At 60.2% G+C, this 24,333-nt stretch carries 23 protein-coding genes and 1 pseudogene; 15 read left to right on the top strand and 9 right to left on the bottom strand.

Features of this window, described 5'->3' with window-relative positions:
- Positions 1 to 205 precede the first annotated feature (205 nt).
- A complete protein-coding gene (locus tag AC0L2X_RS21725; protein ID WP_473600342.1) occupies positions 206 to 841 on the bottom strand; it encodes an RES family NAD+ phosphorylase in 636 nt (211 codons plus the stop codon).
- A gap of 5 nt (positions 842 to 846) precedes the next feature.
- The gene (locus AC0L2X_RS21730) at positions 847 to 1,452 is read right to left on the bottom strand and encodes a DNA-binding protein (RefSeq protein ID WP_473600316.1); all 606 of its coding nucleotides are present in this window, start codon (positions 1,450 to 1,452) and stop codon (positions 847 to 849) included.
- Positions 1,453 to 1,988: 536 nt separating this feature from the next.
- On the opposite strand from AC0L2X_RS21730, the gene AC0L2X_RS21735 reads away from it, so the two are divergent.
- The 4 genes from AC0L2X_RS21735 (at position 1,989) to AC0L2X_RS21750 (ending at position 8,181) form a co-directional block, all read left to right on the top strand.
- The gene (locus tag AC0L2X_RS21735; protein ID WP_473600317.1) at positions 1,989 to 2,762 is read left to right on the top strand and encodes a PP2C family protein-serine/threonine phosphatase; all 774 of its coding nucleotides are present in this window, start codon (positions 1,989 to 1,991) and stop codon (positions 2,760 to 2,762) included.
- A 5-nt stretch (positions 2,763 to 2,767) separates the two neighbouring features.
- Positions 2,768 to 5,332, top strand: a complete 2,565-nt coding sequence (locus tag AC0L2X_RS21740; RefSeq protein ID WP_473600318.1) for a serine/threonine-protein kinase — start codon at positions 2,768 to 2,770, stop codon at positions 5,330 to 5,332.
- A gap of 108 nt (positions 5,333 to 5,440) precedes the next feature.
- A complete protein-coding gene (locus tag AC0L2X_RS21745) occupies positions 5,441 to 5,851 on the top strand; it encodes a DUF1036 domain-containing protein (protein WP_473560795.1) in 411 nt (136 codons plus the stop codon).
- Positions 5,848 to 8,181, top strand: coding sequence for a M23 family metallopeptidase (locus AC0L2X_RS21750; RefSeq protein ID WP_473600319.1), 2,334 nt, complete (start codon positions 5,848 to 5,850; stop codon positions 8,179 to 8,181). The genes AC0L2X_RS21745 and AC0L2X_RS21750 overlap by 4 nt, the downstream gene beginning before the upstream one ends.
- A gap of 207 nt (positions 8,182 to 8,388) precedes the next feature.
- On the opposite strand, the gene AC0L2X_RS21755 is transcribed toward AC0L2X_RS21750, so the two are convergent.
- The gene (locus AC0L2X_RS21755) at positions 8,389 to 8,889 is read right to left on the bottom strand and encodes an OmpA family protein (RefSeq protein WP_473560797.1); all 501 of its coding nucleotides are present in this window, start codon (positions 8,887 to 8,889) and stop codon (positions 8,389 to 8,391) included.
- Here AC0L2X_RS21755 and AC0L2X_RS21760 point away from each other — a divergent pair.
- Positions 8,888 to 9,049, top strand: a complete 162-nt coding sequence (locus tag AC0L2X_RS21760) for a hypothetical protein (RefSeq protein WP_473560798.1) — start codon at positions 8,888 to 8,890, stop codon at positions 9,047 to 9,049. The two genes, AC0L2X_RS21755 and AC0L2X_RS21760, sit on opposite strands and share 2 nt — an antisense overlap.
- A gap of 63 nt (positions 9,050 to 9,112) precedes the next feature.
- Positions 9,113 to 9,706 carry a DUF6931 family protein gene (locus tag AC0L2X_RS21765; protein ID WP_473560801.1) on the top strand — a complete coding sequence of 198 codons (594 nt, stop codon included), beginning with the start codon at positions 9,113 to 9,115 and terminating at the stop codon, positions 9,704 to 9,706.
- Positions 9,707 to 10,506: 800 nt separating this feature from the next.
- On the opposite strand, the gene AC0L2X_RS21770 is transcribed toward AC0L2X_RS21765, so the two are convergent.
- The 5 genes from AC0L2X_RS21770 to AC0L2X_RS21790 all read right to left on the bottom strand — a co-directional run bounded on the left by AC0L2X_RS21770 (position 10,507) and on the right by AC0L2X_RS21790 (position 15,627).
- Complete coding sequence (locus tag AC0L2X_RS21770; protein ID WP_473560803.1) at positions 10,507 to 10,716, bottom strand: hypothetical protein; 210 nt, start codon at positions 10,714 to 10,716, stop codon at positions 10,507 to 10,509.
- A 538-nt stretch (positions 10,717 to 11,254) separates the two neighbouring features.
- Positions 11,255 to 11,611, bottom strand: a complete 357-nt coding sequence (locus AC0L2X_RS21775; RefSeq protein WP_473556558.1) for a hypothetical protein — start codon at positions 11,609 to 11,611, stop codon at positions 11,255 to 11,257.
- 643 nt (positions 11,612 to 12,254) lie between these two features.
- Positions 12,255 to 12,812 (bottom strand): dihydrofolate reductase family protein, encoded by a 558-nt coding sequence (locus AC0L2X_RS21780; RefSeq protein WP_473560805.1) that lies wholly within the window; start codon positions 12,810 to 12,812, stop codon positions 12,255 to 12,257.
- 440 nt (positions 12,813 to 13,252) lie between these two features.
- Entirely contained in the window at positions 13,253 to 14,506 is a 1,254-nt protein-coding gene (locus tag AC0L2X_RS21785; RefSeq protein ID WP_473560807.1) for a caspase family protein, read from the bottom strand.
- Between the two features lie 11 nt (positions 14,507 to 14,517).
- Positions 14,518 to 15,627: an OmpA family protein gene (locus AC0L2X_RS21790; RefSeq protein ID WP_473600320.1), complete on the bottom strand. Its 1,110-nt coding sequence runs from the start codon at positions 15,625 to 15,627 to the stop codon at positions 14,518 to 14,520.
- A gap of 533 nt (positions 15,628 to 16,160) precedes the next feature.
- Between AC0L2X_RS21790 and AC0L2X_RS21795 the strand changes: the two genes are divergently transcribed.
- The 5 genes from AC0L2X_RS21795 (at position 16,161) to AC0L2X_RS21815 (ending at position 20,556) form a co-directional block, all read left to right on the top strand.
- Positions 16,161 to 17,087, top strand: a complete 927-nt coding sequence (locus tag AC0L2X_RS21795; protein ID WP_473560811.1) for an NAD(P)/FAD-dependent oxidoreductase — start codon at positions 16,161 to 16,163, stop codon at positions 17,085 to 17,087.
- A 118-nt stretch (positions 17,088 to 17,205) separates the two neighbouring features.
- Complete coding sequence (locus AC0L2X_RS21800; RefSeq protein ID WP_473600321.1) at positions 17,206 to 17,514, top strand: hypothetical protein; 309 nt, start codon at positions 17,206 to 17,208, stop codon at positions 17,512 to 17,514.
- Positions 17,515 to 18,082: 568 nt separating this feature from the next.
- A complete protein-coding gene (locus AC0L2X_RS21805; protein WP_473600322.1) occupies positions 18,083 to 18,766 on the top strand; it encodes a PAS domain-containing protein in 684 nt (227 codons plus the stop codon).
- Positions 18,652 to 19,872 carry a PAS domain S-box protein gene (locus AC0L2X_RS21810; RefSeq protein WP_473600323.1) on the top strand — a complete coding sequence of 407 codons (1,221 nt, stop codon included), beginning with the start codon at positions 18,652 to 18,654 and terminating at the stop codon, positions 19,870 to 19,872. Before AC0L2X_RS21805 ends, AC0L2X_RS21810 begins: the two co-directional genes overlap by 115 nt.
- Before the next feature lie 399 nt (positions 19,873 to 20,271).
- Positions 20,272 to 20,556: a DUF982 domain-containing protein gene (locus AC0L2X_RS21815; RefSeq protein WP_473600324.1), complete on the top strand. Its 285-nt coding sequence runs from the start codon at positions 20,272 to 20,274 to the stop codon at positions 20,554 to 20,556.
- A gap of 500 nt (positions 20,557 to 21,056) precedes the next feature.
- On the opposite strand, the gene AC0L2X_RS21820 is transcribed toward AC0L2X_RS21815, so the two are convergent.
- On the bottom strand, positions 21,057 to 21,398 hold the full coding sequence (locus AC0L2X_RS21820; RefSeq protein ID WP_473560816.1) for a low affinity iron permease family protein: 342 nt from the start codon (positions 21,396 to 21,398) through the stop codon (positions 21,057 to 21,059).
- Positions 21,399 to 21,850: 452 nt separating this feature from the next.
- On the opposite strand from AC0L2X_RS21820, the pseudogene AC0L2X_RS21825 reads away from it, so the two are divergent.
- The 4 genes and pseudogenes from AC0L2X_RS21825 to AC0L2X_RS21840 all read left to right on the top strand — a co-directional run.
- A pseudogene (locus tag AC0L2X_RS21825) lies at positions 21,851 to 22,012 on the top strand (DUF2269 family protein); the annotation flags it as partial.
- Positions 22,013 to 22,281: 269 nt separating this feature from the next.
- Positions 22,282 to 23,010, top strand: a complete 729-nt coding sequence (locus AC0L2X_RS21830) for a hypothetical protein (protein WP_473560817.1) — start codon at positions 22,282 to 22,284, stop codon at positions 23,008 to 23,010.
- A complete protein-coding gene (locus tag AC0L2X_RS21835) occupies positions 23,007 to 23,402 on the top strand; it encodes a phage holin family protein (RefSeq protein WP_473560818.1) in 396 nt (131 codons plus the stop codon). Before AC0L2X_RS21830 ends, AC0L2X_RS21835 begins: the two co-directional genes overlap by 4 nt.
- Positions 23,399 to 24,313 (top strand): hypothetical protein, encoded by a 915-nt coding sequence (locus AC0L2X_RS21840; protein ID WP_473560819.1) that lies wholly within the window; start codon positions 23,399 to 23,401, stop codon positions 24,311 to 24,313. Before AC0L2X_RS21835 ends, AC0L2X_RS21840 begins: the two co-directional genes overlap by 4 nt.
- Positions 24,314 to 24,333 lie beyond the last annotated feature (20 nt).

Genomic DNA, 24,333 nt, shown 5'->3' on the forward strand with positions numbered 1-24,333 from the left:
GGACTTGAACCTCGCCGAGGGCAAGTAGGATCGCGAAATCTAGTCGATCTAAGGGTTGTCTTGCATCAATGAGCGGCATCAGCGAACGCCTGGTTGATGTGCGCATCCAAACCATCGCCCTGCCGAACGGTGCCTTCCCCATCCGGGCAAGAACCGCCTCGCCAGGGCCCCAGGAGCGGCGTTCGTCCGAAGGACCGTAGGCGTGCTACTTGGCGGGCAGCAAAACGGATTTCCCATAAGTCTCGAGCACTGCTGCAACTTCATCGAACATGCTCGATAAGGATCGGGTCTCCTTTGGCAGAAGTTGAAAGTCAGCTCTCTTAAAGAGAGCGAGGCACATCTCGCTGGAATCGTGTCGCGATTGGTAGGCCAATCCATCCGGCTGATCTCGATGCGCCCACAGCGCATCAGGCCAAAGGCCGCAAGGCTCATAGGGGCCCGTCGAAATCGCATTGTCAGTGCCCATGGTTTGAAGGCCCGGCCCATACAGGCGCGCAACCCGCAAGGGCCGGTCCGCGACCAACCCCGATGCCGAACGCTCCACTATATCCGCCATGCCGACCATGAGGCGTTGCGGATTGCGTAGCAGTGTTTCGGCCAACGCCCCGCGAAGCGTCAGCCCGGCATAAAGGACCCCGAACCGTCCGCCCGCGCTGTCAAAACGGCTCGTCGGTGGCACGCCCCGTCCCGGTCCGAAAAAAATCGGGTCGAGCCAAGATCGGTGAATACGGTGCAACACCTGACCGGCTTCTATTTTGTCAATAGGAAGCGAGATATCGTCAAGCCAATCGGGAGGAGGAGGCGCCAGGCCGGGTGGACCGCGGCGCGCGGCCCGATCCACGGAAATCATGCAAACCCATCCACAACCTCACTGCGTAGAATGCGCAGAACTGAATCCGCCTCGCCGGCCCTCAACGCCTCAAGTGGCGTGCGCCCTCCGAGCACCGAGTCGGGGGCGAGCAAGAAGTCCAGCGCCATCCACGATCCGGCTGAAGTGTAGGCCCGCACAACGTCCGCGATGCCGGCGACCACATCCGTTTCGTCAAATTGGCAAGCAGGATAGTGCCAGTCGCTCCCCTGCCGAACGGCAAGCAACGAGCCGGCCCGCCGGCGCTTGTCCACTGCCTGACGCGAGATGCCGAGCAGCCGTCCGGCATCCTCGGCCGACAGGGTGCCGCCCGCACGCTCAATCAGGATTTTGCGGTGTTCGACGTTTCTTGCCAGGGCCGGGACGAGTGGATCGAGTTCTATGACGGCTGACCCGATGACGTCCGACTGGCTGAGAAGCCGGGCGAGCGAACCGGCATCGGTCGGGGCCGACAATGCGTCGGAGAGAACCTTTGGTGAGGCAGTGGCTGCAATGCGCTCAAGCGCCGATGTGGCGCGTCGAAGAAACACTGCCTGCAGACTATCAGACCCGATAATATTTGTGTTTGGCGCTGTTCGAGCCATGCTGATCTCACTGGTTGACATCAGGAATATATAGAAACGATGTTGCCTGCGTCAACCAGCCGGATGTCACGGCGAGGTTCCAGCTCATCTCACAACCAACCAAGCAGCGGTCAGTACCCCGGAATGTGCGGAAAGACGTCATATGATCTCGCCATTATCGGCGCCCCAGAAGACCACCTGGATGCCACTACTAGGAGCCGACTTCTTCCAGGACCCGAGTGAGCAGCGTGCCCACCCAGCGCGCATTGCCGACGCACTTCAAACAGGAGGGTCGATAATAGCCGTTATCGATCCGCTTAGGGACCGGCAAGCCGTGCCAGATGGGAAGATCGCAGCATGCGTAGTTGAGCCGGCAACTGAGCGCTGCCGCTCCCTCAAATCATCTCTTGAGCTCCTTCTCGTGGTGACCCGCCACAACAGTCAGGCGCTCAAAGCTAGATTTCGATATTTTAATATTCGAGCCTGTGGCAAAGTGGCGCCAGCGAGCGCCTGAGAGTGCGCTGCAGAGGACGCTTCGAGAAGCGCTTGGTGGCAAGTTGAGCGATGTCGCCCTTTCCTTTGAAAGCTTCGGCGTGAGCCACAATGGCTGTGTCCGTGAGCACAATGAAGACAACTATCTGGTCGAGCCGCGAACCGGCCTGTGGGTGGTGGCCGACGGAATGGGTGGGCATGAAGCCGGAGAGGTTGCTTCAGCCAGCATCGTCGATCATCTGGCCACGATCGGCATTGCCAGTTCCGCCCCGGATCTTCGTGCACGCTTCGAGGACAGGCTGAGCCGTGCCAACGCCGAGATCCGCAGGATCTCCGAGTCCCGCGGCATAACCATCGGCTCCACCGTTGCCGCCCTGTTGGCGATGGATGGGCGATTTGCCTGCTTGTGGGCGGGCGACAGCCGGGTCTATCTGATCCGCAACGGCTCGATCTCACAGATCTCGAAGGACCACACCGAAGTTCAGGAACTTCTCGACCGCGGCATGATCAGCGCAGCCGAGGCGCTCACCTGGCCGCGCCGCAATGTCATCACGCATGCGGTAGGCGTCAGCGACGAAATCGTCATCGATTTCCAGCAAGGCGAAATCATGGCGGGAGACATCTTTGTGTTGTGCACCGATGGGCTGACGACGCATCTGACCGATGCCGAGATTGGCGCCACGGTTGTGACTGCGACACCTCAGGCGGCCTGTGAGGCTCTGCTGAAAGCGGTGCTGGAGCGAGGCGGGACAGACAATGTCACGATTGTGCTGGTAAGATTCGCCAACAAAGGCAATGGACACCCACCTTACCCTGATCTGTCCAGAGCGGAGGGTTGAGGCTGATGAGCGCCGACGACAAGACGCGAATATCGCCGCAGCTGGCCAACACCGCCGTCGGCACGCAGCTCAGCGGCATCTACGAACTTGACGAGCGGATCGCATTCGGCGGCATGGGTGAGGTCTACCGCGGGCACAACATCCAGACCGGCGACCATGTCGCGATCAAGATCGTACTGCCGGAATTTGCCCGCGACCCGACGATCTTGTCCTTGTTCCGCAAGGAAGCGTCGATCCTCAATCACCTCTCGCATGATGCTGTCGTGAGATATCACGTCTTCACCATCGACCCCGGAATCGGTCGCCCTTACCTTGCGATGGAATTTGTCGACGGCCAGTCGCTTTACGACATCATCCGGCGTGGCCCGATGCCGACTGAAGAGGTGCGCAAGCTCTGCCATCGCCTCACGTCAGGTCTGAGCGCCGTCCATGAAGCGGGAGCAATTCACCGCGACCTCTCTCCGGACAACATCATCTTGCCAGGCGGGCGGGTTGACCGCGCCAAGATCATCGATTTCGGTATCGCGCGATCGGCGACCGTCGGCGGTGAGACCCTGATCGGCGGAAAATTCGCGGGAAAGTACAACTACGTTTCCCCCGAACAGCTTGGGCTATACAGCGGCGATGTCAGCGAGCAGTCCGACATCTACAGCCTGGGGCTGGTGCTGGTTGCCGCCCTGCGCGGCAAGCCGATCGACATGAGCGGGTCCCAATTCGAGATCATCGAAAAGCGCCGGACCGTGCCCGACCTGTCCGACATCGACGACGCTCTTCGCGGCATCGTTGAAGCCATGCTGCAGCCGGATCCGCGAGACCGCCCGGTGAGCATGGCGGAAATCGCCAGGATGACGCGTGACGAGGACGACGGGACAACGCCGCCGACGTTCACCCCAAACCGCGACAGGCCGAGTCTGCCACGAGCGGGGCAAACGCTTGCGCCCGATCCGAAGGCCCCGTCCCCCCCATCCAACGTCTTGGGCCATGACGCGCCGTTGGCAGGCTCGGGCGGGCAGCGCTTTGTCCCGCATGTCCGGCCAGCGCTGTTGTCCGAACCGCGGGCCTCACCGGTCGCCGCGCGGCCACGTGCGGTCGTGGGCGCTGTTCCTGGAAAATCCACAAAGACGCGGACCATCGCAATCTCTGCCTTCGCTACATTGGCTCTCGCCTCAGTTGCGGGCCTTTATTTCAGCGGCTTTACAACGCCCACCGCGCCGAGCGCCAGTAAGACCTCGCTTTCCGCGCCAGAGCCACTACAGCCTGCACCACAAGCAACAATGCCTGTCCCCGAAGCATCAACGCCAGAGGCGGAGGCATCGAAGCCGCTGGCGACGGACAATGTTGCGGACACCCCTGAGCCGCCACAGGAAGTTCCAGCCCCAAAGCCGCAAACGGAGACCGCGTTAGCACCAGCCGAAAATCAGGCGGAGGCCGCCGCGGCTCGAACGCCACCGCCGGCAGCGTCGCCCAAGATGCTCCCGAAACCCGAGGAAACGTCGACGCCGTCAGCAAGTGCGGCGCAACCACCGGCCGAAAACGCCACGCCATCAACCGAAACGCCCTCGCCACCTGCCAAGCTTGCTCCTGCCCTCCCGCCGGTCGAAAAAGCTCCGACGCCGCCCGAACCAGACGCCGCGGCGAGCCAAAAGCCTGAACAGCAGGCAAGCCAGCAGGCAGAGGCGAAACCGGCCGAACCGGCTACAGACCAGGCAGATGCGACGAACGCAAAGGAAGAGCAGGCCGACCTCCCGCCGGCCAAACACCAGGCAAGCCGGCCGGCGAAGGCGATACCCGCAGCGCCCGTTTCCAAGCCGGCTGCACGCCAGGCGGATGCGACGAGGGCAAAGGAGCAGCAGGCCGACCTGCCGGCGGTGAGAGAACCAGACCAGGCCGTGGTCGCCCTGAACCTGCCTAAGCCAGAAGTTGCCCCGGTAATCGACGATATAGCGCAGCGCGTCTCGTGGGTTCGCGACTTCAGTGGTGGCGACTGTTTCTACGCCGCAGTGACCTCGATAACCGACAAGACCGCTGCCATCGAAGGATTTGGAACCGCGGTTCAGCCCTTCGAGCAGATGCTGGCTGATTTCCAGGCAAAGTTCCACGTTGAGCCGGACATCAACGTGCGCCTCATTGAGCCGAGCCAGTGCGAAGTCACCAACTTCCTGCGCTTTCTGGGGCAGACTGCTGGCGAAAAGCCGCAGCTTGTTCTCGATCGAACATCGGTGCCGAACGGTACGCAGATCAGCGGTACGTTGGTGACGCGTGGCGGGCTCATTTCCAGCGTGCTGCTGATCGACCACAAAGGCATGATGTTCAACCTCGACGACCGCATGGTCGTGCAATCGGACAAGGCTACCTTCAGCATCCCGATCGGTCTCGGCGCCGCCGACAGGGCTGCAGGCAAGGCCGTGCCGCAGATCATCATGGTGATTACCGGGCCTCAGGATATCCAGGCGGCTGCGTTCTCCACGCCAGTGCCAGCCTCACGGCTGTTACCCAAAATTCTCGAGGAAATCGAGGCCAACGGATCCAAGTTCTCGGCCAGTGCCAAGTATTTCCGGCTCGGCGGGTAGCATGGGCGTCCGATGGAACTCCGTAGCTCGCGTTTGCCCCGCTCGTCTTCCGACCTGCCCTTAAAGCAGTGTGGTCGGCTTCGAACCTTGCTTGCCTCGAGGGGCCGGATGAGGCTTGCGGTCGTTTTGGCCGCCGCGTTGCTGGCCGTGCTCTCATGCAACGAAGCGCGCGCCGAATTCACGGTGTGCAATCAGACGCTCGACGTCGTCAACCTCGCCGTCGGCCAGGAGGTCGACAATGCCGACCAGACCGATGGCTGGTGGACCATCGGCGCAAATCAGTGCGTGAACGTCATCCGCGAGGAACTGACGAACCGCTACATCTACCTCTACGCCACTGATGTTTTCGGCCACGCCATCCTGACTGGATCGACCGAAATGTGCATTGAGCGGCGACGTTTCTCGATACGCGGCATCGACGAATGCTGGCAGCGCGGCCATATTGCCGCGCGATTTGTTGAAGTCGATACGCTTGAACAGGTGCGCTGGACGTTTTTCCTGACCGGAAGCAGTCCGTGACGCACGCTATCGACACCAGCTTCAAGGAGAAGAAGCAAGCACGCGCTGCCCTTCGCCGGCGCACATTTTGGCGCAGGCTTCTTGCCGGCTTCGCCACGGTTTTCCTGTGTTCGATTGCCGCCGGCTTCTACCTCACCGCAGACTATTGGTCGTTTGGCGACGAAGACGAGGAGCTGCATGCGGTCGAAGGAGCCGACGATGTGCCGGCTGATGCCTCTGTTTATGTACCTGCCATTATCGGCCTGGCGGGGGACCCGATGTGGATCACGCTCGCACCCGATTCCGGCGCTGCAACGAAAGGCCGCGTTGTTCCGCGTCCGGCCGAACTCGACCAAGCAGGGGTTTCGCCACAGATCGAGATTTTGTCCGACGTCATGCTCAGCGCCAGCGAGAAATTCATGACGACCATACCGTCGACGCAGGAGGATTTTGCATTTTTCCAGGCGCAACGAAAGACGGCTCCCGCAGCCTCTAGCGATCTGCAGAACAATCTTCAGCCATTTCCTGCCCCGGATGAGCCCGCGCCTGCGGCCGATCAATTGGCCGAAGCCGACGACCCGGAGGCCGGCTGGGGCGAAACAATCGATGCAGGCGACGCAGCTCTTCCCGCGTTCCACAAGACCCAGATCGAAAACAACACCAGCCTCGCAACTGTCACGAACGAATATCAGCGGTTTGAGGCGACGGAAGACACGTTTGTGAAGATCCTCAATGATCGCAGTCTGGATAGCGTTGCGCTCGATGCACATTTCTCCGCCGACGACGCCAAGCAGGCAGGCGAGGCGCTGAAGGCGCTCTTCGGCCGAGGCGGCCTGGAACCGGGCTATGTCGTGGCCATGCGTGGATACCGGCCGAACCGTCAGACGACAACGATGTCCCTCATGCAGGTGTCGATCTACGCCAAGAACGTCTTTGTCGGTACGCTGACGCGCAATGCCGCGGGCGTGTTCGTATCGGGCGTCGATCCTTGGGTACGTGAAGATCTGTTCAACTACTCGGGCGCGCCGGCGGAAGGCGCCCGCAAAAGGCAGTATCGCCTGCTCGACGCGATCTATTCGACCGCGGCACGCAACAGCGTTCCAACCGGCGTGATCGGCGAAGCCATAATGTATCTGTCGAGAGGACAGGATCTGGACGCCTTCGCAAGCGAGGACCAGCGTCTTGTGCTGATCTATTCGCAGACGCCGCGCGGCAAGGACGAAGGCGCCGGGCGCGTACTGTATGTTGGTGTCCAGGGCACGACAAAAAGCCTCGACTGTTTCGTCTTCCAGCAGGGCGATGGCCAGTTTGCATGCGTGACAGGCGACGATCAGGTCCGATCGCTGACGGTCACCAACGGCATGGTCACACCGGTCAACGGGGTCTTGACCTCGACCTTCGGGCCCCGCAAACATCCAATTCTAGGCACCGTTCGCATCCACAAGGGCGTCGACTGGGCGGCGCCGGTTGGCACGCCGATCGCAGCCGCCTTCGATGGCGAAATCAGCTTCCAGGGCGATGGGGGCGGCTACGGCAATCTGGTCAAGATTTCGCACGGAAGCGGGCGCGAGACGCGCTATGCGCATATGCAGAAATTTGCAATCGTGGGCGGTGTCGGCACCAAGGTGAAGGCAGGCGACATCATCGGTTACATCGGCACCACCGGACTTTCGACCGGACCACACCTGCATTTCGAACTCTACCAGAATGGCGCGGCGATCGACCCGCTGGGCACAGTTACCGCGGTCGCGTCGGATCTTTCCGCCGTGGAAACGCTAACCGATCGCATCGTCCATGTCGAAAGTGGCGGCAGTGCCCGTGCCAAGAACCCGAATTCTTCGGCGACCGGCGCCGGCCAGTTCATCACCAAAACCTGGATCCGGATGATGAATACATACCGCCCTGAACTGGCACGCACGCTCTCAACCGCCGACCTGCTTGCGCTGCGCTATGACGCCACGATCTCGCGCGAGATGGTTCGCAATCTGGCGCGAGAGGGCGAAGCCTATCTTCGGGCGCGCGGCCATCAGATCACAGCCGGTCGGCTCTATCTGTGCCATTTCCTCGGCATGGAGGGCGCGCATCAGGTGCTGTCGGCGTCGGGTTCGGCGCAACTGAGCGCCGTGCTCGGATCAGCCGTCATTCAGGCCAATCCCTTTCTCACCGGCAAGACCGCCAGCTATGTCGTGGACTGGGCCGAAAGGAAGATGGGTCGAAAGCTTAGCCCAGCCACGACCGCGGCGAACCAGCAGACGACGACCACCACTGAGGTCCGACAGACATCACCTGAGTTCGCAAAGTACAAACAGGTGATCACGGCGATGCTGAGTTCCGTTCAGAATGCGCTTTGAACCAGGGCATGGCGTCGGCAAGTCGCAGCGGCTTCGAAAGACGCAGACCGACTGGCGATTTCCCGACCAAGATGCTGCACTACGGCCGGTATGGTGGGCGGCGTGCTGCAGGACTGAGTGCAGGCGTTGAAACGACTGCCCTGCCCCCGCAATGCCGCTGTGGTTCGAAACTGCCGCGCAGTTTCCGGCGGCATGCGCCAGCGTTCCCTACTCGGTCTTTATGCGCATTTCCACACGGCGATTGACAGCATCGTACGGGTTGGGGCTGCGCGGATGCGCTTCGCCCAGGCCGATCGGGTTAATGCGGGCAGCTTCAATGCCGCTTGATGTCAGGAAGGACGTCACAGATTGCGCCCGTCGCTGGGAGAGCCGCTCATTGTAGTTTGCCGGTCCGGATGCGTCGGTGTAGCCTTCGACGACGAAGTGGAAACTGCTCAGCCGGTTGTCCTTCAGGGCCTTGGCAAACTCCGCAAGCTCGGCGCGCGCGGTCGCGTCGAGTTCGGCCGAATCGAGTCCGAAATTGATCAGCATGTCGAGACTGGATTTGTCGGCGGGTCCGTCTTTTGCCTTGGTCCTGCTCTTGCACTGCTCCTCGGTGCCGACACAAATTCCACGCGTCTTGCCAAGATCGGCCGCGCCGGCAAAAAACTTCACGATATCTTCTGATTTCTGGACGGGGTCGGCGTAAACATGGGTCGAGAAAACCATGACCGCCAACACCAAGGGTGAACTGGCCCACCGCATCGCGGTTACTCCTGTTGAGCATCCGATATTAACCAACCCTGAACATACCAAATTCCGAAGCAATTGTCTGCGGGAAATACCGAGCCGCGGCTGTGTCACCGGTCATCACCCCGCCGCAAGTTGAGACTTGACCCGCGCCGCGCTGCGGGCTTGAGTGCCGACAGGTTCTCGATGAAAGCGTGGCGTCATGGCCAACGGGCTCCGATTCAAAACGGCACGAGATCTTTTCATGGCTTGTCCTGCGGCTGCCCGGGACATGCGAACCCTTCCAACCGAACAGCGTCCGATCGAGTTTTGCCGCGGCCTCCTCGCCGGGCGCGTTCCCGAAGAGGCAATCACGTTTTGTGCCTACCTGCTGCCGGATCGGGCTGCGGTCTGGTGGGCTCATGAATGCCTTGGGCATTTGGGCGAGCTGCTCGATGAAACCGATCAAAGATTACTCGCACTCGTCAGCAACTGGGTCAGCGAACCGGGCAGCGCCCACAATCGCGCCGCGCTGGGCCAGGCTGCGGCAGTGCCGCCTACAACCCCGGGCGCCTGGATCGCGTTGGCCGCGGTACGGCGTAGCAATGGCCTTGGGACTGGCGGATCCGCCGGCCGCACAGCAGTGCCTCCGGCCTTACAGCCGTTGCCTGCCGCTCATGCCGTCAATGCCGGAGTTCTGGCAGGGCTCGCGCGTGTTGCACTCGCGGACCGTTTTGCCGTTCTATCGGCCTTTGTCGAAATGGGCTTACAGATGGCCGAGATCGAGGCGCTGCGCCAATCAGCCGACGCATACTAGCCTCGCATATTTTCTGTCAGGGCTGAAGGCGAGAGGGAACAACTGCCTGGCGCGAGAGTCCAAAGGACTCGGGATTGGCTGGACCTGCACAGGGCCGAGGGTGGAGCTCAGAGATGACGGTTGATCGAATTCTCATCCGCCGGTTAGCTACCGTTTTCCGCCTCTTCCTCTGCGTGGTGAGGGCGGCGTCAGGTGGATTTTGCGGGCCACCAGTCTCAGCCCTGGGAGATGAGGTCTAGCAATGTTGCTGTCCCTGCTCGCCGCGAGCTTGGTGTTCTCTGGGCAGCGTTGCCATGACGGGCACATTTGAAATTAATTCGATGTATTAAACCGTACGGAAGGCTCGTCAGCCAGTTCCTGCTCTCGCTGGTCAAGCGCCACTAGCAACGCGGCAAAGTGCTCCGGCATTTCTTGATCGACTTCCAACCCTGGCCGCTTGCGCAAAACCTGACGATTGCCTTCTGAACTGATCAATCGTCCGAAGGCTGTCCGTGCTCTTCGCGGTGGCGGCATCAGCTAGACCCACACTTTGTGCCGAAAGTAACATATCGAGGCGAAACTCGCTCATTCCCAAAGCGTTCCAACACAGCGAAACAATTCTTGGTAGAAATTCTGAGCGGAGTTGGTCACATCAGCCCCCGTTCTGATCGAATGAGCGCAGAGCCCCTCCTTCTTGGGATCAGGCATGAATGACGCAAAAGCGCACCACGAGGTCCCACTGGAGGCCACGATTGGTCCACTTCAATGAGTTCCTTGCTGCTGCCTGTGCGTTGCAGACGTGGTAACGTTAGACTGGGTGCTTACCGCTCTGACGAAGACCGGAGGAGACCAGGTCGCTCTTTGTCGACCCGATCAATTTCATCAAGCAAAGACTTGTGCTCATCCGGAAGCCCCTCTTCTACCGGAAGATTTAGCGCCTTGCGAAGGTAGTCGCGGATGGCTTCTGACGTGATCCACCGTCGCATGAGATCGGCGATAACCTTCTGTTTCTTTTCGTCGGACTCAACCATGGCCGGCCCTCCATGCGAGTAGGTCCGAACCTCCCGATGATCCGATTTGTTCCCTAGCTATCCTTTGGTGTCGAGCAGGACGGCCCTTCCACCATGTGTCGCCAGATCCATCAGAATTTCACATAGTTCGAGGTCCGTCTCCTCTGCGTGTGGGCACAGGGCACGGAGTGCCGCTACGGCCGTTCTAAGGGACACCACGTTGCCGTCCGACGCGGCCTTAACGGCTGCGGCAATAGCTTCAGGCGTAATGCCTCCCGGCGCAGTATCCATGATAGCCGACCCCTCGATGCCCTGAGGCATCTTGCCGGGAACTTGGGAGAGATCAACGGACGATTTCGTGTTGAATCGAAGGTCTGGCAGAAATTCTTTGAGCCGGTGATCGGATAACTCGCTCGCGTGGTGACCAGCTTGTATCCCTTCACATTTCGCCGGTGGGCACAGCCTTGCTATATACCCTTGGCAGTGTCCTCGATCAGTTCGGCTATTAAGGTGCGGACCCGTAGGTCGGACCTATCCCCTATGTTTCCCACATCTTTGGTCACCATCCCCGGCGAAGTACGGACACCGCCCCGCTCACCTTAACGTTGACCATAAAGGTTCTTCTAAGCGCCTTCTCCAATTCCCGCTTCCTGTAGATCTGGAAACGAATCGACGGGGTTAAAGCTTTGACCTGCCGGCGTGGCGCGGCGTCTATGTCGACAGCCACCTCGCCTGCCACGTCAGCCTTGGCCGCCTCCAGCGATGCAATCACGACGTCGTTTAGCCAAGCCTTTGCTTGCTCGCTGAAGTCCGCCATGGGGGCATCTCGCTTCCCCATCTCCGCGCCGCCGACGGGCTCCTCCTGCTGACGGCGAGCTTCCTTCCCGCGCTCAAGGGCTTCTTTAAACTTTGCCATCCCTGTTGCTCCGATTTGTCATCAGGCCACCCCCGTCAGATCGGCTATGGCGCCCTCCCATTCACTAGAACGCGCGTAGTCGGGGTACGTTGCGTTGGGGAGCCTTTGGGTTCGCCGCTATTCTCATCCGGCTCGCTCAGAAGTCTTCCACGGAAGGGCAATTGTTGCCGGCGGGGGCGCCGTAGCCGGCATCGTTAAGGGCGTTTAAGCTGAAGATTGCGATGGTGGGCATTCGTCACCTCAAGCCGATCTGTCGATTTGCAACCCCGCCGCGACGCCCCAGGCTCCCGAGCTTCGAACACCGCCGGTAGCTCTCCCGCGCATAGCTCGAGCACCAGCCCTCGTTCCAGTTCCGCGAGCGGGTATGGCGCGGGCACTTTCGGTGCAGACCGTCGAGCGTAGCGCGTCCTTCAACATCCGCTACATATAAGCCTCTTAGAAGGGTTCGTGGTACCCCATCCGGTGAGCACCGCGGCGCCTGTGTCACGTTAGCGGACAGGACGAAGTTCCGGGCGGGGTGGGAAGCCGCCATTGCTCACAAGGCCTAGCCTGATCAACCGAGCTCCCATGGCAGAAGCAGCGGCGAGAAGGCTTCCTATTGACCCGCAGGCCCGCGAGTTGGGTGCGGAGAGGCTGCGCTGGGTCAGCGCGCGCGCCGGTAATGCATGGCGACCGCGCCGCTGCGGAGCGGCTTGGCGGAGATCAGCTCGAGCCGTCGCGTGCTGGGCAGCCCGCTCTGGTAGAGGGTCGGGCCGTGGCCCGCGATCCTGGGGTGCACGAGTAGCTTGTACTCGTCGATTAGATCCAGCCGGTCCAGCTCGGTCGCGAGCTTGCCGCTACCGAGGAGCACGCCGGCCGGGGTCGCGTCCTTGAGCCTCTGCACGCCCGTGCGCAGTTCGCCCCCGATGTGGTGGCTGTTGGTCCACGGGAAGGCCTTTCGCGTCGATGACACTACGTACTTCGGCTTGGCCTCCAGCTTGACCGCCCACTCGTGTATCGCCGGCGGCGCCTCCTCGTCGCCGCGGGCGACTGCCGGCCAGTAGCTCTCCATCATCTCGTAGGTGACGCGACCCCACAGCATTGCTCCGCCCTCATCCATAAGGCGCGTGAAGAAGGCGTGCGTCTCGTCGTCGGCAATTCCCTCCTGGTGGTCGACGCAGCCGTCCAGGGTGACGTTGATGCTGAAAGTCAATAGTCCCATGCGGCGAGTCTAAGCCATACAATGGAGAACATGAAGGCCGATTGCTCGCGGTTGATGTTGAACTTCCGCAATGGGTCGGCACACGAAGTAAGGCCCGTGCCCACTTCTCCTCGTCGCTCCAGTATCGACGCCGCTCCGGCCCGGAAAACACCGTGATCTGCCCCATCGACCGCTCCTAAGTGCGCCCTTAAGAACACACTTAAGACCGGTCGCTCACCTCATCGACAAGGCGGGGCCCGCCGGATAGGTACGCTTCGTGCAGAAAGGAATGTTGTCCATCTCGATCATGATGGTGCGCGCCGACACGCTGTTGTGGAGCTCATCCGTGGCTCTCGATCGCTCGATCGGCCATTTCCTGATTTCCGCACACGACGAATGTCTAGGCGGGGATTGGCCCATCGCCTGTTTGACGGGGAATTTTCGAACCGAAGGTCCAGATCTTACTTGCAGCCGCCTTGCGCCCACTTGGCCAGCGCGACCTTGAAGCGCGTGCCGAGCGGATGTTGCAGGCGCAGCACGGAGACATCGTTGGCGGCGAAATTCTTCGCCTGCTCGCACAGCCGTACCTCATTCCACTCGTGGCAGCCATTGCAGTGCTTGCCCTGCCATACCGATTTGTCGAGCCCTTCCACGGGAGTGAAGAGAGGCTTGCCCGTGATCAGCTCGGCGATACTCTTGCCGTCGATCTTTGGATCTCCAAAATCGACAGGTCGGTCGAAAAAGATCGGATCATCCGAAGCCAGTTTCGGGATTTTCTGACGCAGGACATTAAGCGCAAGCTGTGCCTCATCGTCGCCCGACGAATTTGCGGTGGCGGTGCGCCCATCCGAGCGGCCTTCCGTTTGTCGGGGCGCGGTCGCTTCGCCGACGATCAACGGCGCATTGAGATCGACTCTGTGCAAAACGACATCGGTGGTCAGCGAGACATTGATCCATGGGCGCTGCTTGCCGGCGGTTGCTTTGAAGACGTCGGCGGTGACCATGTTCATCGCGTCGGTGATGGAGACATTCGAAGACCCGATATGGGCAAGCAACGCGGACGTGAACGGCGAATGTTCGCTCGATCCGTCATAGGCGACCTGATTGGGACTGGTGGAAAACGCGACCAGCGTGCCCGCGCCGCCATTCTCGATCGGAATTTCGGCTAGCCCGCTTCTCGCTCCCTTGACCCCGGCTGCTTTTGCCAACACTTCGGCCAGGGGATTGTCGCGACAGGCGTCGAGGAAAATCAGTCTTATGCTGGTCTCGCGCGACATTTGCCGCAAAACGAACTCGACAGGCACCGCCTCGAAATCAAGCGAGGTCTCGTCTTCCAATGCGGCATCGACCGGAAGCAGGTAGTTGCTGCCTGAAACCTGCAAACCATGGCCGGCGTAAAAGAAAAGGGCAATGTCGGCGCCGCGAACCTGCTTTGCGAACTGCGCAATCGTCGTTTGGGTCTGCAATTTGGTCAGATCAAAACCAGATACGACTTCGAAGTCCAACTTCGCGAGGCGGTCGGCAACAGCCTGCGCGTCGCGGACCGGGTTGGTCAGCGCCGGCGCATGCTGGTACTGGGAGTTGCCAAGGACCAAAGCAACACGGCGTTCCGCACTGGCTGCCGTCAATGTCAATAATAGCGAGAGCGTCACCAGCCCGATCGCGCGCAGGGCCCTGCCGAAACAGGCAATCAGATCGAAGCCCCACCGGAACAATTGGTCCTTCCTCAGTTGACGAGCTTGGTGGCGGAAAACTCGATCCGCCGGTTGAGCGCCTTGTTCTTCGGCGTATCGTTAGCCGCAACGGGCCGCTCCTCGCCATACCCGCTTGCCGTGATCTGCGTTCGTGCAATACCCGCGGCAATGATGGCATCGGCAACGGCCTGGGCCCTGCGTTCCGACAGCAGCTTGTTGGCGGCAGGCGGACCATCGGAATCGGTATGGCCGGAAACCTCTACCTTCAGGCCGGGGCACTTGCCGACTACGCCAACCACCTCCGCCAGCAGCGGGCGGCTTTGGTTGTCGAGCCGCGCGCTCGCCGACCGAAAATAGATGGCCCCAGTGCGGGAGAGCACCGCGAACCGGTTGAGACACTCCTCGTCGCTGAAGTTCGCTTTCGCGGCATCGGTGGCGACGGGTCCGACGTCGGCAGTGCTTGCCGCGACTGTCTGCACGGCCGCGGGCTTGCTGCCGTTGGCGTTGAACACGAAATCGAACGATACCGAAGCGGTCGGAACAATGTTCGTCACATTCGCGGCCTGCTGCAGTTTTTCGACATTCGGCAGCAGTCCGAAGTCCTCGACATGCACGGCAACAGGCGCCTCGGAAGCGACGGAGACCATGCTGTCGCTGATCATGGTCACTACGACATTGGCCTCGAGATCCTTGTCGACCCCGTGCAGGTTGAGGCGAAATGGCAGCACTGCCTTCACCCTTCGCTTGGTCGCGAGGTCTGCAAATGCGGCAGGGTCCACTTTTGCGGTCAGTTCGGCGGACGGATACTTGAATGTCTCAAAGAAAAGGAACCGCATGCGGACATTGCGAAGGTCGACACCCGTATCGACGGAGTTAAGATCAAAGGTGATCTTGGCCTCACCCGTCGAAGAAAGAGTGCCGGCTATGTTCCTGATCTTGTTGGTTTCGACGATCGTATTCTTCTTGACCGACTGGTAGGTGAGCACGGAGGCCGTCGGGTCGAGTGTCCAGTTCGTCTGTGCATTGGCGCTTTCCAGCCCAGGTAACAACAGCACCGATAGGACAACGATTAAGCCAAGGGTGTTTAGGGCGAAGCAGCTTCTCGAGCCCGTTTTCCACCAGTCTCCGACGACTTCGAACATGGAACCCCCACAGGACAACAGACTTCCGTGTCGCAACCACGACCATGCCGTGCCGACAAGAGCATAGAACAATTGTCGAGGGTTGGCGAGCACCGGCGAATCGACCGCAATGGTGTAAATCCGCTCTGGTCGCGAGGCTGCGGAAGTCCGGCAAAATGGTGATGGGCAAACACTGGCTACGCAGCATTCTTGTTGGCGGATATTGGAGCTGATTGAAGAACTCGCTACAGCACCTGCCGCCGTCTTTGGCGGCCGGTTACGGTGGACCAGCCCAAGTGAGGGAAAAGCCCGCCTGCTCCATCCTGCCTCTGCCGCGGACGCCTACTCCCTAGCCCTTTGTCGACCCTATTCTGTCGGTCTCCATCCCCATTCCGCGCTGAAGGTGGCTTCCCCTTGGCAGCTCATCATCTCCGTAGCTGAACTGTCCGGCGAATTGGGAGCTCCACATTTGTAACCAAATGGCCTGCTCCGCGTTCCTTCAACGGGGTTCGGCTGTGCCCTCGCGATCCAGCCTTGTGATTCAGGATTTCTGAATGGCCAACCGGGACACGAACAGGCATGAAGGAAGCTTCGACTGCCTGATCGTAGGTGGCGGGCCAGCCGGCCTAACGGCTGCGACTTACCTTGGAAGATTTCGCAGGCGAGTAATCGTCGTCGACGCAGATGAAAGCCGTGCAAAGTGGATTCCCTTGACGCGCAACTGCCCAGGCTTCCCAGACGGCATCACCGGCCCTGAGCTGCTTGACCGCCTCGAACTGCAGGCTCCTCGATACGGCGCAAGCTTGGTCCGCGACAGGATCGTATCCATTCGCAAAACGAAGGCTGGATTTTTGGCGGCCGCTTCATCTCCCATTCGTGCCCGCTCGGTGCTCCTTGCAACCGGCGTTGTTGACATTCTCCCAGCTCTTCCGAGCGCTACCGACATGATCCAAGCTGGCGTCTTGCGATTGTGCCCGATCTGCGACGGCTATGAAGCAATCGATAAACGGGTGGCCGTCATCGGACCGGCCGAACACGCGATAAAAAAGGCGTTGTTCATGCGCACTTTCACTCAGGATCTGACCGTGCTGATTACCGATCCATCCGAGCCCTCCCCGCAAGAGCGTACCAAACTCAAGAGGGCCGGGATCAAGATCGGCCTATGCAGACCCAATTCCGTTTGCGCCCCGGGCCGGGAGGCGGTGGTGGAACTCATCGACGGCGGTACGCTCTCGTTTGAGACCATCTACCCTGCGATGGGCTCGACCATCCGCTCGCAGCTTGCAGTCGACCTTGGTGCATGCTGTGACAAAGTGGGTAATCTGGTCGTGGATTCGCGCCAGCGCACCGCAGTCCGTGGACTTTATGCAGCCGGAGATGTGGTCAACGAGATCAATCAGCTTGCCGTAGCATTCGGCCACGCAGCGGTCGCTGCAACGGACATGCACAACTATCTTGCAAATGGCGACGCCGAGCATTGATTTCAGGGCGAACACGGCCCACGGTGACACCAAGCGCACGGCGCCCGGCGCCGACGCCGAAAGCAAAGCATGAGGAACGAAGAGGCACGGCAACCGTTCGTGATCATTGAGTTTCATCATGTATCTTTTTCAAATCCTGCTACCTCGCGCGGACAATTCCGGCAGACCGTTCCCCAAACAGGAATTCGCCCGGCTCAAGGAAGAACTGGCCCAGCAGTTCGCCGGCGTCACGGCCTTTTTGCAGGCACCTGCCGAAGGGCTGTGGCGGCAGGGCGGCCAGTGCAGCAATGATGTAATCGTCATCTTCGAGGTGATGACAGAGGAGATTGATCTGCGAGCCTGGCGAACGCGCCGTGCGGACCTTGAGCGACGTTTTCGTCAGGACGAGGTGATCATCCGTTACTCATCGATCGGCGTCGGTCTGTGACGGAACCTCTGTAGTAAGGCCCGCGTCCTCGGAGGGACGAAAGACGCGGGCCTCGACCGGCTTCACCGATCCTGCAGCCATAAGGAGTGAACTTGCTGCCAGCACCGAACCTTCGGGTGGCTCGGTTGTTCCCGCTAGTGGAATAAAAAGCCCGCCGACAGATGAAGCATGGCGGGACTGATCGAAGGCTGTTTCACCAAGCTGGGGCTTGGGGGTCGGGTTTGCGAGGTGCGCACTAACCATTGCCTAGACTTAGGCTCATCATCTGAGATCCGTCTACCAATCGACGGTTGGAGAGAGGGGACGAAGGTCGCATAGCGGGATGGACGTGCTCATCCTGTGGGGCGCTGTCGGCGCCGAAGCATGCGAGCGCGATAGCAGCGAGGATCCAGAATTTTAGCGTTCCGACGTGTGAGCGGCTCCCGTCACGCCTTATGATTCTGCCCAGCAAAACCGAGTTCATAGCTGGTAGCCATCGGCCGCGGCGAAGGCGGAATTGTTGGGAGGATTCTTGGAACCAATTTCCACTCGCCGCATTACGGCCGACTAGGCAACGATGGGTTTGGGGATGAATGAAGTACCGCAGGCGAACGTTGTCGCCTTCAAGCTCCCGGAAACAACCGAGAAGGGACTTCGGCACTTCGATTATCAAGATTTTTTCGAGAACGGCTCCATAGCGCTCCGCCTGATGAGTGCAGACGGCATCATCCTTCATGCCAACAAGGCAGAGCTGGACCTTGTCGGTTATCTTGCACGGCAGTATATCGGCCGCCACATTGCCGAATTCTATCCCGACGGAGAGGTGATCGAGGATATTCTGGCGCGCCTCGCTCGTGGCGAGAAGGTCGCGCGATATCCGGCGCGATTGAGAGCCCGTGACGGGTCGATCAAGCAGGTGGAAATCACGTCGTGCGGCCAGCAAGACGGCAAGCTGGTCAACACCAGATGCTTCACTGTCGATGTCACCGACCTCGAGCGGCCACGCACGGAGCTAAGGCGGCAGGACAGCACCTATCACCAGATTCTCGACGGCCTTCCGGTTGCGATCTATACCACCGATCAGCACGGCACTATCACCTCCTACAACCGCGCTGCCGCCGAACTAGCCGGCACGGAGCCAGAAATCGGCAACGACAAATGGTGCGTGACGTTCAAGCTGTTCACTTCCGATGGCAACGAATGCCCCACGACGAGTGCCCAATGGCGATTGCGCTCAAGGAAAACCGGCCGGTCCGCAATCAGCAGGCCATAGCGCAGCGTCCGGACGGGTCGTTTTTTCCGTTCCTGCCCTTTCCAACTCCGATACGGGATGAGGACGGCAATCTGATCGGCGCCGTCAACATGCTGCTCGACCTTACCGAGCGCCACCGTGCTGAAGAGGCCAGGTTCCATTTGTCAGCCATTGTGGAATCCTCGTTCGACGCCATCGTCAGCAAGGATCTGAACACCGTAATCAAGAGCTGGAACCATGGCGCCGAACGGCTGTTCGGCTACACTGCCGAAGAAGCGATAGGCAGGGCGGTGACCATGCTGATCCCGGCCGCTCACCAGGACGAGGAGCCCCGCATCCTAGAATGCATTCGTCGCGGCGAGCGGGTCGAAACGTACGAAACCATTCGTCAGCGTAAGGACGGCAGCCTGGTTCCGGTCTCGCTTACGGTTTCACCTGTGCGCAATGCGACTGGGCAGATCGTCGGTGCATCGAATATTGCCCGGGACATCACGTCGGCGAGGGAAAACGAGCATCGCATTCGCATGCTGATGCGTGAGGTCAACCATCGCGTCAAGAACCAGTATTCGGTCATCCTTTCGATGATCCGCGAGACTAACAAGCGGGCCCAAACCCCCGCCGACTTCGAACGAGAGGTCCGCGAGCGGATCATGGCCCTGTCGCGCTCGCACGATCTGCTCGTGATGGGCGACTGGAAAGGCGTCACTGTTTTCGAACTCCTGTTATCGCAGGCGAAATCCTTCGGCAATGAGGAGCGAATTTCGATGTCCGGACCATCCATCATGCTTAGCCCAAATGCAGTCCAATATCTCGGCATTGCCTTTTACGAACTCGCGACCAATTCGGCCAAATATGGTGTGCTTTCAGGGGACGAGGGCCAAATTTCCGTCACCTGGAACACCACGGGTTCCGGTCCCTCGAGACTCTTCAACCTCGCCTGGGCCGAAACTGATGGTCCTCATGTCCAGACCGTCGGACAGGGCGGCTTTGGAACCGTGGTGCTGAAGCGAGTTGCTCCCGAGGCAGTCGGAGGGACAGGAAATCTCCAATACGGCCCGCATGGAATCACCTGGAGGTTGGAAGCGCCGTTGGCCGCCGTCGAGACGTCGCTTGTAAGCGAACTGTAAAGGACTATCAGTTTCGAGCGGTTAGTGGGAACGCGGGAAACATCTTGCCACTGGCATGCGGAATCAGGATTGGCCGGCCGGCTCATGCTCACCCGTAAAGGTGGCTCGCTAATCGTACGCCCCGTTGACTCAAATTTCGCAGGAAACACTAAATCGACTCTCAGCCGCGCTCAGGCTGGCGCTGATGCGGGGCTCATGGACGTTGCGCCGTTCAAAGGCTTTGACCCCGCCGGCCTAGGTTTGTGCCAACGCGTGCTTCAACGGCTCGCACCGACGAAACGCCTACCCCTCGCCCTTGGACGGCGACGTCTCGCATCTCGTATTTTGACTTTGTGGAGGGGCATGCAACCTCCGCCCTCTCTTCGCGTTTAGCCCCGTTCAATCCTGGCGAGCGAGAAAATGCCGGCGTTCATTCCGATTACGATTTACCTGAATTGCAAGCCGATGGTGGTTGCATCAATATCCGACGCTGCGAGAGCGCTTGAACAACCATGGCCATACACGGGCAAGCCGCGGCGGCTCGAAGCCGTCCGAATGATCAAGGAGTGCTTGGCCGGTCATTGCAATCAACAAGCTGCGATCGATGCCTTCAAGGCGGCCGCAATCGAACAGGGACTTTTTACGCAAGGGCGTCCGAGCGCAGGCCTTACAACATTCGACGCGGTTGTTAGAGACATGGTGTGAGCTCATACCGCTCTCGCCATTTGGACCGCAAGTAGGCTTCGCCGGCATCGCTATGCCGACGCCTTCCGCGGCGTCGACCTTCCCTCGGGAATGCGGCAGCGGTCGACGGCGGTGTGCTTCCACATAGCGCGGTCAAATCGGGGAGACCTGCCTAGCTTGGAAGTGCTTCCGCCACCTCCGCGAAAAGATGCACTCCCACGGAATACGACAGGCCGCAATGATTCCGACCCGGGCAGTCCTCCAGTCCTCGAGCTCCCCCTAGCTGCAAGTCCGGCGAACCGGCTCGCGTCCATCCCGGTTTTGCAACGGCCAGTTTTCTTGCCGACTACCGCAGTGCGCATGCGTTAGATTAGCCACCCTTCGCTTATAAGCTTAGCGCTGCTGCGCATCTGTCGGGCTTGGCCGCCGCTGGCCGGACCTTGAGCGACCGCCTCGGGCCGGACTCAGCTTGCGCATGATGGCTTTTGAGCAGCGCTCACGCATCAGAGACTCCCCCGTGCTTAGTTTCTCGATCGGCCGCCGCCGCTTCCAATTTCGAGCCGCGCCAAATGGGCCTTAATTTCCTCAGGCTCGGCGTGCTCCAGCCCGACGACATTGTTCCTCGTTTCCTTCAATGCAACGATAATTTCATCGAGCTTGGCATGGATGGCAGCAGTGTCGCGATAACCCTGGATCAGAACAACGCCGGTAATCACAATCGCAGCTACTGAAAGCGCATAGGTGATTACGTTTGTTAGGCCGAAAGGGACCATCGCAGTGCAGGCTATCATGGCCACGATGATCAGATAAAAGCCGGGCGGCCGGGACAGAAAGTCAGCCATTACAAAGAGAAATCGGTTCATGTGAATCCCGAAACAAATGATGTAATCCGATTGGGGCTCGATTTTGGGTGCTCGTCAATGCGGTCCGCAATGCAGGCGGCCTCGCCTACGAGCCAGCGCAATGAGGCGCCGCCTCTGGTTGCGGCTTGCCGGCCAGCTCTTTTTCAAAACGAGTGTTTTGAGAAACGGCAGCTCGACATGAGGAGCAAAGCTCCGCGGCCGGAACCAGCCTCGTGCAGGTTACTTAGTCAACTGCTTCCACTGTACTTTGTGCCTGGAGGCGGGGATTACCGGCTTGCCGGGATCGGCTGGAACTCAGCGGCCCTTCAGGACGGCCCCGTCCATGTTCTCATTCTGCTTACGGCCGGGTAGATCCCGGACCTTGGTTCCCTTGTGAAGAGGAGCTTTTAGGTCAGGACAATCGGGATGTGGCCATTCTTCACAGGAAAAGGGCTGGTCGCCAGCGGTGCCATAAAATGCGCAAGCTGGCATCTCAAGCCGCCGCTGCAGGCGCGTCGTTGCCGCTGCGCTATCATCGGCTCTTCTGGCTGTGGTTCGCGTTCGGCTTCCCCGCCTTCGCTGCGGTATTCGGGATTTTCTGGCTGATGACCACTCGGCCAGCAATAGAGTGGTAGGTCGCAGGCAGGTCCCACTGCGATAATGCCCAGTCAAACCACTGCGGAAAAATTCCGGCCCATGCAGCGCGAATCTGCAGGGATGGACCTGCGCCTCAACCTGTAAATCGCACCTGAGTCCAGTCTCGTATCATTTCCAAACCGGGCGCTCACCGCCATCGGCACAGGACAAGATCCCGTCTTGAGGCTGGTTAGGCGTCGCTTACAAAAAAGATGACGCCTGCGGGAACACGGGAAGCACAGGCAAGTTCGGTGCGCAGTGGAGGAGATTGCGCCATGAACAATGTTATTTATCTCATCGGCCTCGTCGTCGTCGTGCTTGCGATCCTCTCCTTCCTCGGATTCCACTAGGAGACACCATGCAGGACCAGGACGATCAGGGCCGTCAGACGGCCGATTTCGAGACCGCCAGAAGCGAACTTTCGGAAAGACTACGACGGGAAAAGCAGACCGCGACGGAAGCGCTCCACGATGCGCGTGACGAGATCACCAGGAAAGCCGGTGATTACGCATCGGAAGCAAAGCAAGCATTGTTCAACAAGGCGGAGGGAACGCAGCGCGACGTGAGCGCCAATCTGAAAGCCTTCAGCGGCGCATTGCGCGCGGCAAGCGAGCATCTTGCCAATAATGATCAACGGACCGCTTCGAAATTCGCCCTTGACGCCGCAGGCGGGCTCGAGCGGCTTTCCTCGTCCCTGAAGGATAAACCCTTCGACGAAGTGCTTGGCGAAATCCAGTCATTCGGCCGCGAAAATTCGGGGGCGCTGATCGCCGGTTCGGTATTGGCAGGCCTGGCGTTGGGGCGGTTCATCAAGAGCTCGCCATCCTCTGCCGAAGCCGGAGCACCGGGCCAGTCGGGAACAGGCCGAGCGACCGAGACGGGTCCTAGTTCGGATGAGTTCGGAGGGCGATCGGCAGAGGCAGTTGAGCCCGCCCCGCTAGGATCCGATCAGTCCGGCGATGACTGGGCCAATGCAAGCCTGGAGCGAAACCCATGACCGACAATCAGGACACTCGCAGCCTGACAACCCTTGTCAGCGATCTGGCACAGCAGGTCACAACACTGCTTCAAACCGAAAGCAGGCTGTTGCGGGCTGAAATGTCGGAAAAGGTAAGCAAGGCCGGCGCCGGCGCCGTGGAGGTGATTGGAGGCGCCATTTGCCTGCTCGCCGCCCTGATGGTGCTTTTGCAGGCGCTGGTGATTGCCCTGGCGAGCGCCGGGCTGGGAGCCGGATGGTCCTCGCTGCTCGTCGGCATCTTGGTAGCACTACTGGGCGTCATACTCTTGCGCTCCGGCAAGGCAAGCATGGCTCCCTCAGAGTTGACCCCCGACCGGACACAAGACCAACTTAAACGCGACGCACGCGTGATCAAGGACCAGATAAGATGATCGACAAATCCGCAGCCGAACTCGAACGCGATGCCGACATTGCCCGTGCCAAGATAACGGACACGGCGGACTCGATCCGGAGCAAGATGACACCAGGTCAGCTGATCGACGAATTCACCGGGATGTTCAGCGACGAGGGATCCGCCATGCTCAGCAATCTTAAGACTCAGGTCAGGGACAATCCGTTGCCGCTTACATTGGTCGGCGCGGGCCTGGCCTGGCTAATGCTTGGCAAGGGCACGTCGGTAGACAGTTCAGCACTTGGTGCCTATTCCCCCAGCAGGGAACCTGACGGCACCCGAAACTTCTCTGACCAGAGGGGCTTGGGCGGGGCCTGGCAGGATTCACGCGGCGATGAGTACGGTGCCGAGGGCGAAGATTCCGCCGGCTCCATGCTCTCCGATGCCGCTCGTTCGGTTGCTTCCGTAGCAGGCGGTGCGACTGAGGCTGTGGCGGACGTTGCGAGCGGCGCGAAAGAAAGGTTAGGAAGCACGGTTGGGCAGTTCGGCTCGGCAGCCACCGATATATCGGGGCGGGTGCGGCAGTCGGCGCAGGACCTGTTCCAGCGCGAACCTCTGGCCATGGCCGCGGTGGGCCTTGCCGTGGGCACCGCCATCGGCGTGATGCTGCCGCACACAGCCACGGAAGACGCGCAACTCGGCCCATACCGCGACAAGCTTCGTGACAGTGCCGATGAAGTCTTTGAGGAAGGCGTGGAGCAAGCCAAGCAGGTCGCCGCCGAAGCATATGAGACTGTAAAGGAAGAGGCTGACCGACCGGGTTCCAGCGGCGACGCCGAGACGTTGGTCGATCGCGTCGAGAAAGTCGTGAAAAAGACGGCAAGCAAAACCGAGGAAGCCATTCGCGATCGTTTGCCGGAGTCGGACGAGCCTCCCAAAACTTCGTCATAGCGCTACCGCCGGTTCGTGGC

Source organism: Mesorhizobium sp. WSM4828 (assembly GCF_055811175.1).

Bases quoted from the DNA above. Each gene is read 5' to 3' on its own strand.
- AC0L2X_RS21730 (WP_473600316.1), bottom strand. From the start codon at position 1,452: ATGGCTCGAACAGCGCCAAACACAAATATTATCGGGTCTGATAGTCTG.
- AC0L2X_RS21740 (WP_473600318.1), top strand. From the start codon at position 2,768: ATGAGCGCCGACGACAAGACGCGAATATCGCCGCAGCTGGCCAACACC.
- AC0L2X_RS21745 (WP_473560795.1), top strand. From the start codon at position 5,441: ATGAGGCTTGCGGTCGTTTTGGCCGCCGCGTTGCTGGCCGTGCTCTCA.
- AC0L2X_RS21760 (WP_473560798.1), top strand. From the start codon at position 8,888: ATGACCGCCAACACCAAGGGTGAACTGGCCCACCGCATCGCGGTTACT.
- AC0L2X_RS21755 (WP_473560797.1), bottom strand. From the start codon at position 8,889: ATGGTTTTCTCGACCCATGTTTACGCCGACCCCGTCCAGAAATCAGAA.
- AC0L2X_RS21765 (WP_473560801.1), top strand. From the start codon at position 9,113: ATGGCCAACGGGCTCCGATTCAAAACGGCACGAGATCTTTTCATGGCT.
- AC0L2X_RS21770 (WP_473560803.1), bottom strand. From the start codon at position 10,716: ATGGTTGAGTCCGACGAAAAGAAACAGAAGGTTATCGCCGATCTCATG.
- AC0L2X_RS21775 (WP_473556558.1), bottom strand. From the start codon at position 11,611: ATGGCAAAGTTTAAAGAAGCCCTTGAGCGCGGGAAGGAAGCTCGCCGT.
- AC0L2X_RS21780 (WP_473560805.1), bottom strand. From the start codon at position 12,812: ATGGGACTATTGACTTTCAGCATCAACGTCACCCTGGACGGCTGCGTC.
- AC0L2X_RS21790 (WP_473600320.1), bottom strand. From the start codon at position 15,627: ATGTTCGAAGTCGTCGGAGACTGGTGGAAAACGGGCTCGAGAAGCTGC.
- AC0L2X_RS21795 (WP_473560811.1), top strand. From the start codon at position 16,161: ATGGCCAACCGGGACACGAACAGGCATGAAGGAAGCTTCGACTGCCTG.
- AC0L2X_RS21800 (WP_473600321.1), top strand. From the start codon at position 17,206: ATGTATCTTTTTCAAATCCTGCTACCTCGCGCGGACAATTCCGGCAGA.
- AC0L2X_RS21805 (WP_473600322.1), top strand. From the start codon at position 18,083: ATGAATGAAGTACCGCAGGCGAACGTTGTCGCCTTCAAGCTCCCGGAA.
- AC0L2X_RS21810 (WP_473600323.1), top strand. From the start codon at position 18,652: ATGGTGCGTGACGTTCAAGCTGTTCACTTCCGATGGCAACGAATGCCC.
- AC0L2X_RS21815 (WP_473600324.1), top strand. From the start codon at position 20,272: ATGCCGGCGTTCATTCCGATTACGATTTACCTGAATTGCAAGCCGATG.
- AC0L2X_RS21820 (WP_473560816.1), bottom strand. From the start codon at position 21,398: ATGAACCGATTTCTCTTTGTAATGGCTGACTTTCTGTCCCGGCCGCCC.
- AC0L2X_RS21835 (WP_473560818.1), top strand. From the start codon at position 23,007: ATGACCGACAATCAGGACACTCGCAGCCTGACAACCCTTGTCAGCGAT.
- AC0L2X_RS21840 (WP_473560819.1), top strand. From the start codon at position 23,399: ATGATCGACAAATCCGCAGCCGAACTCGAACGCGATGCCGACATTGCC.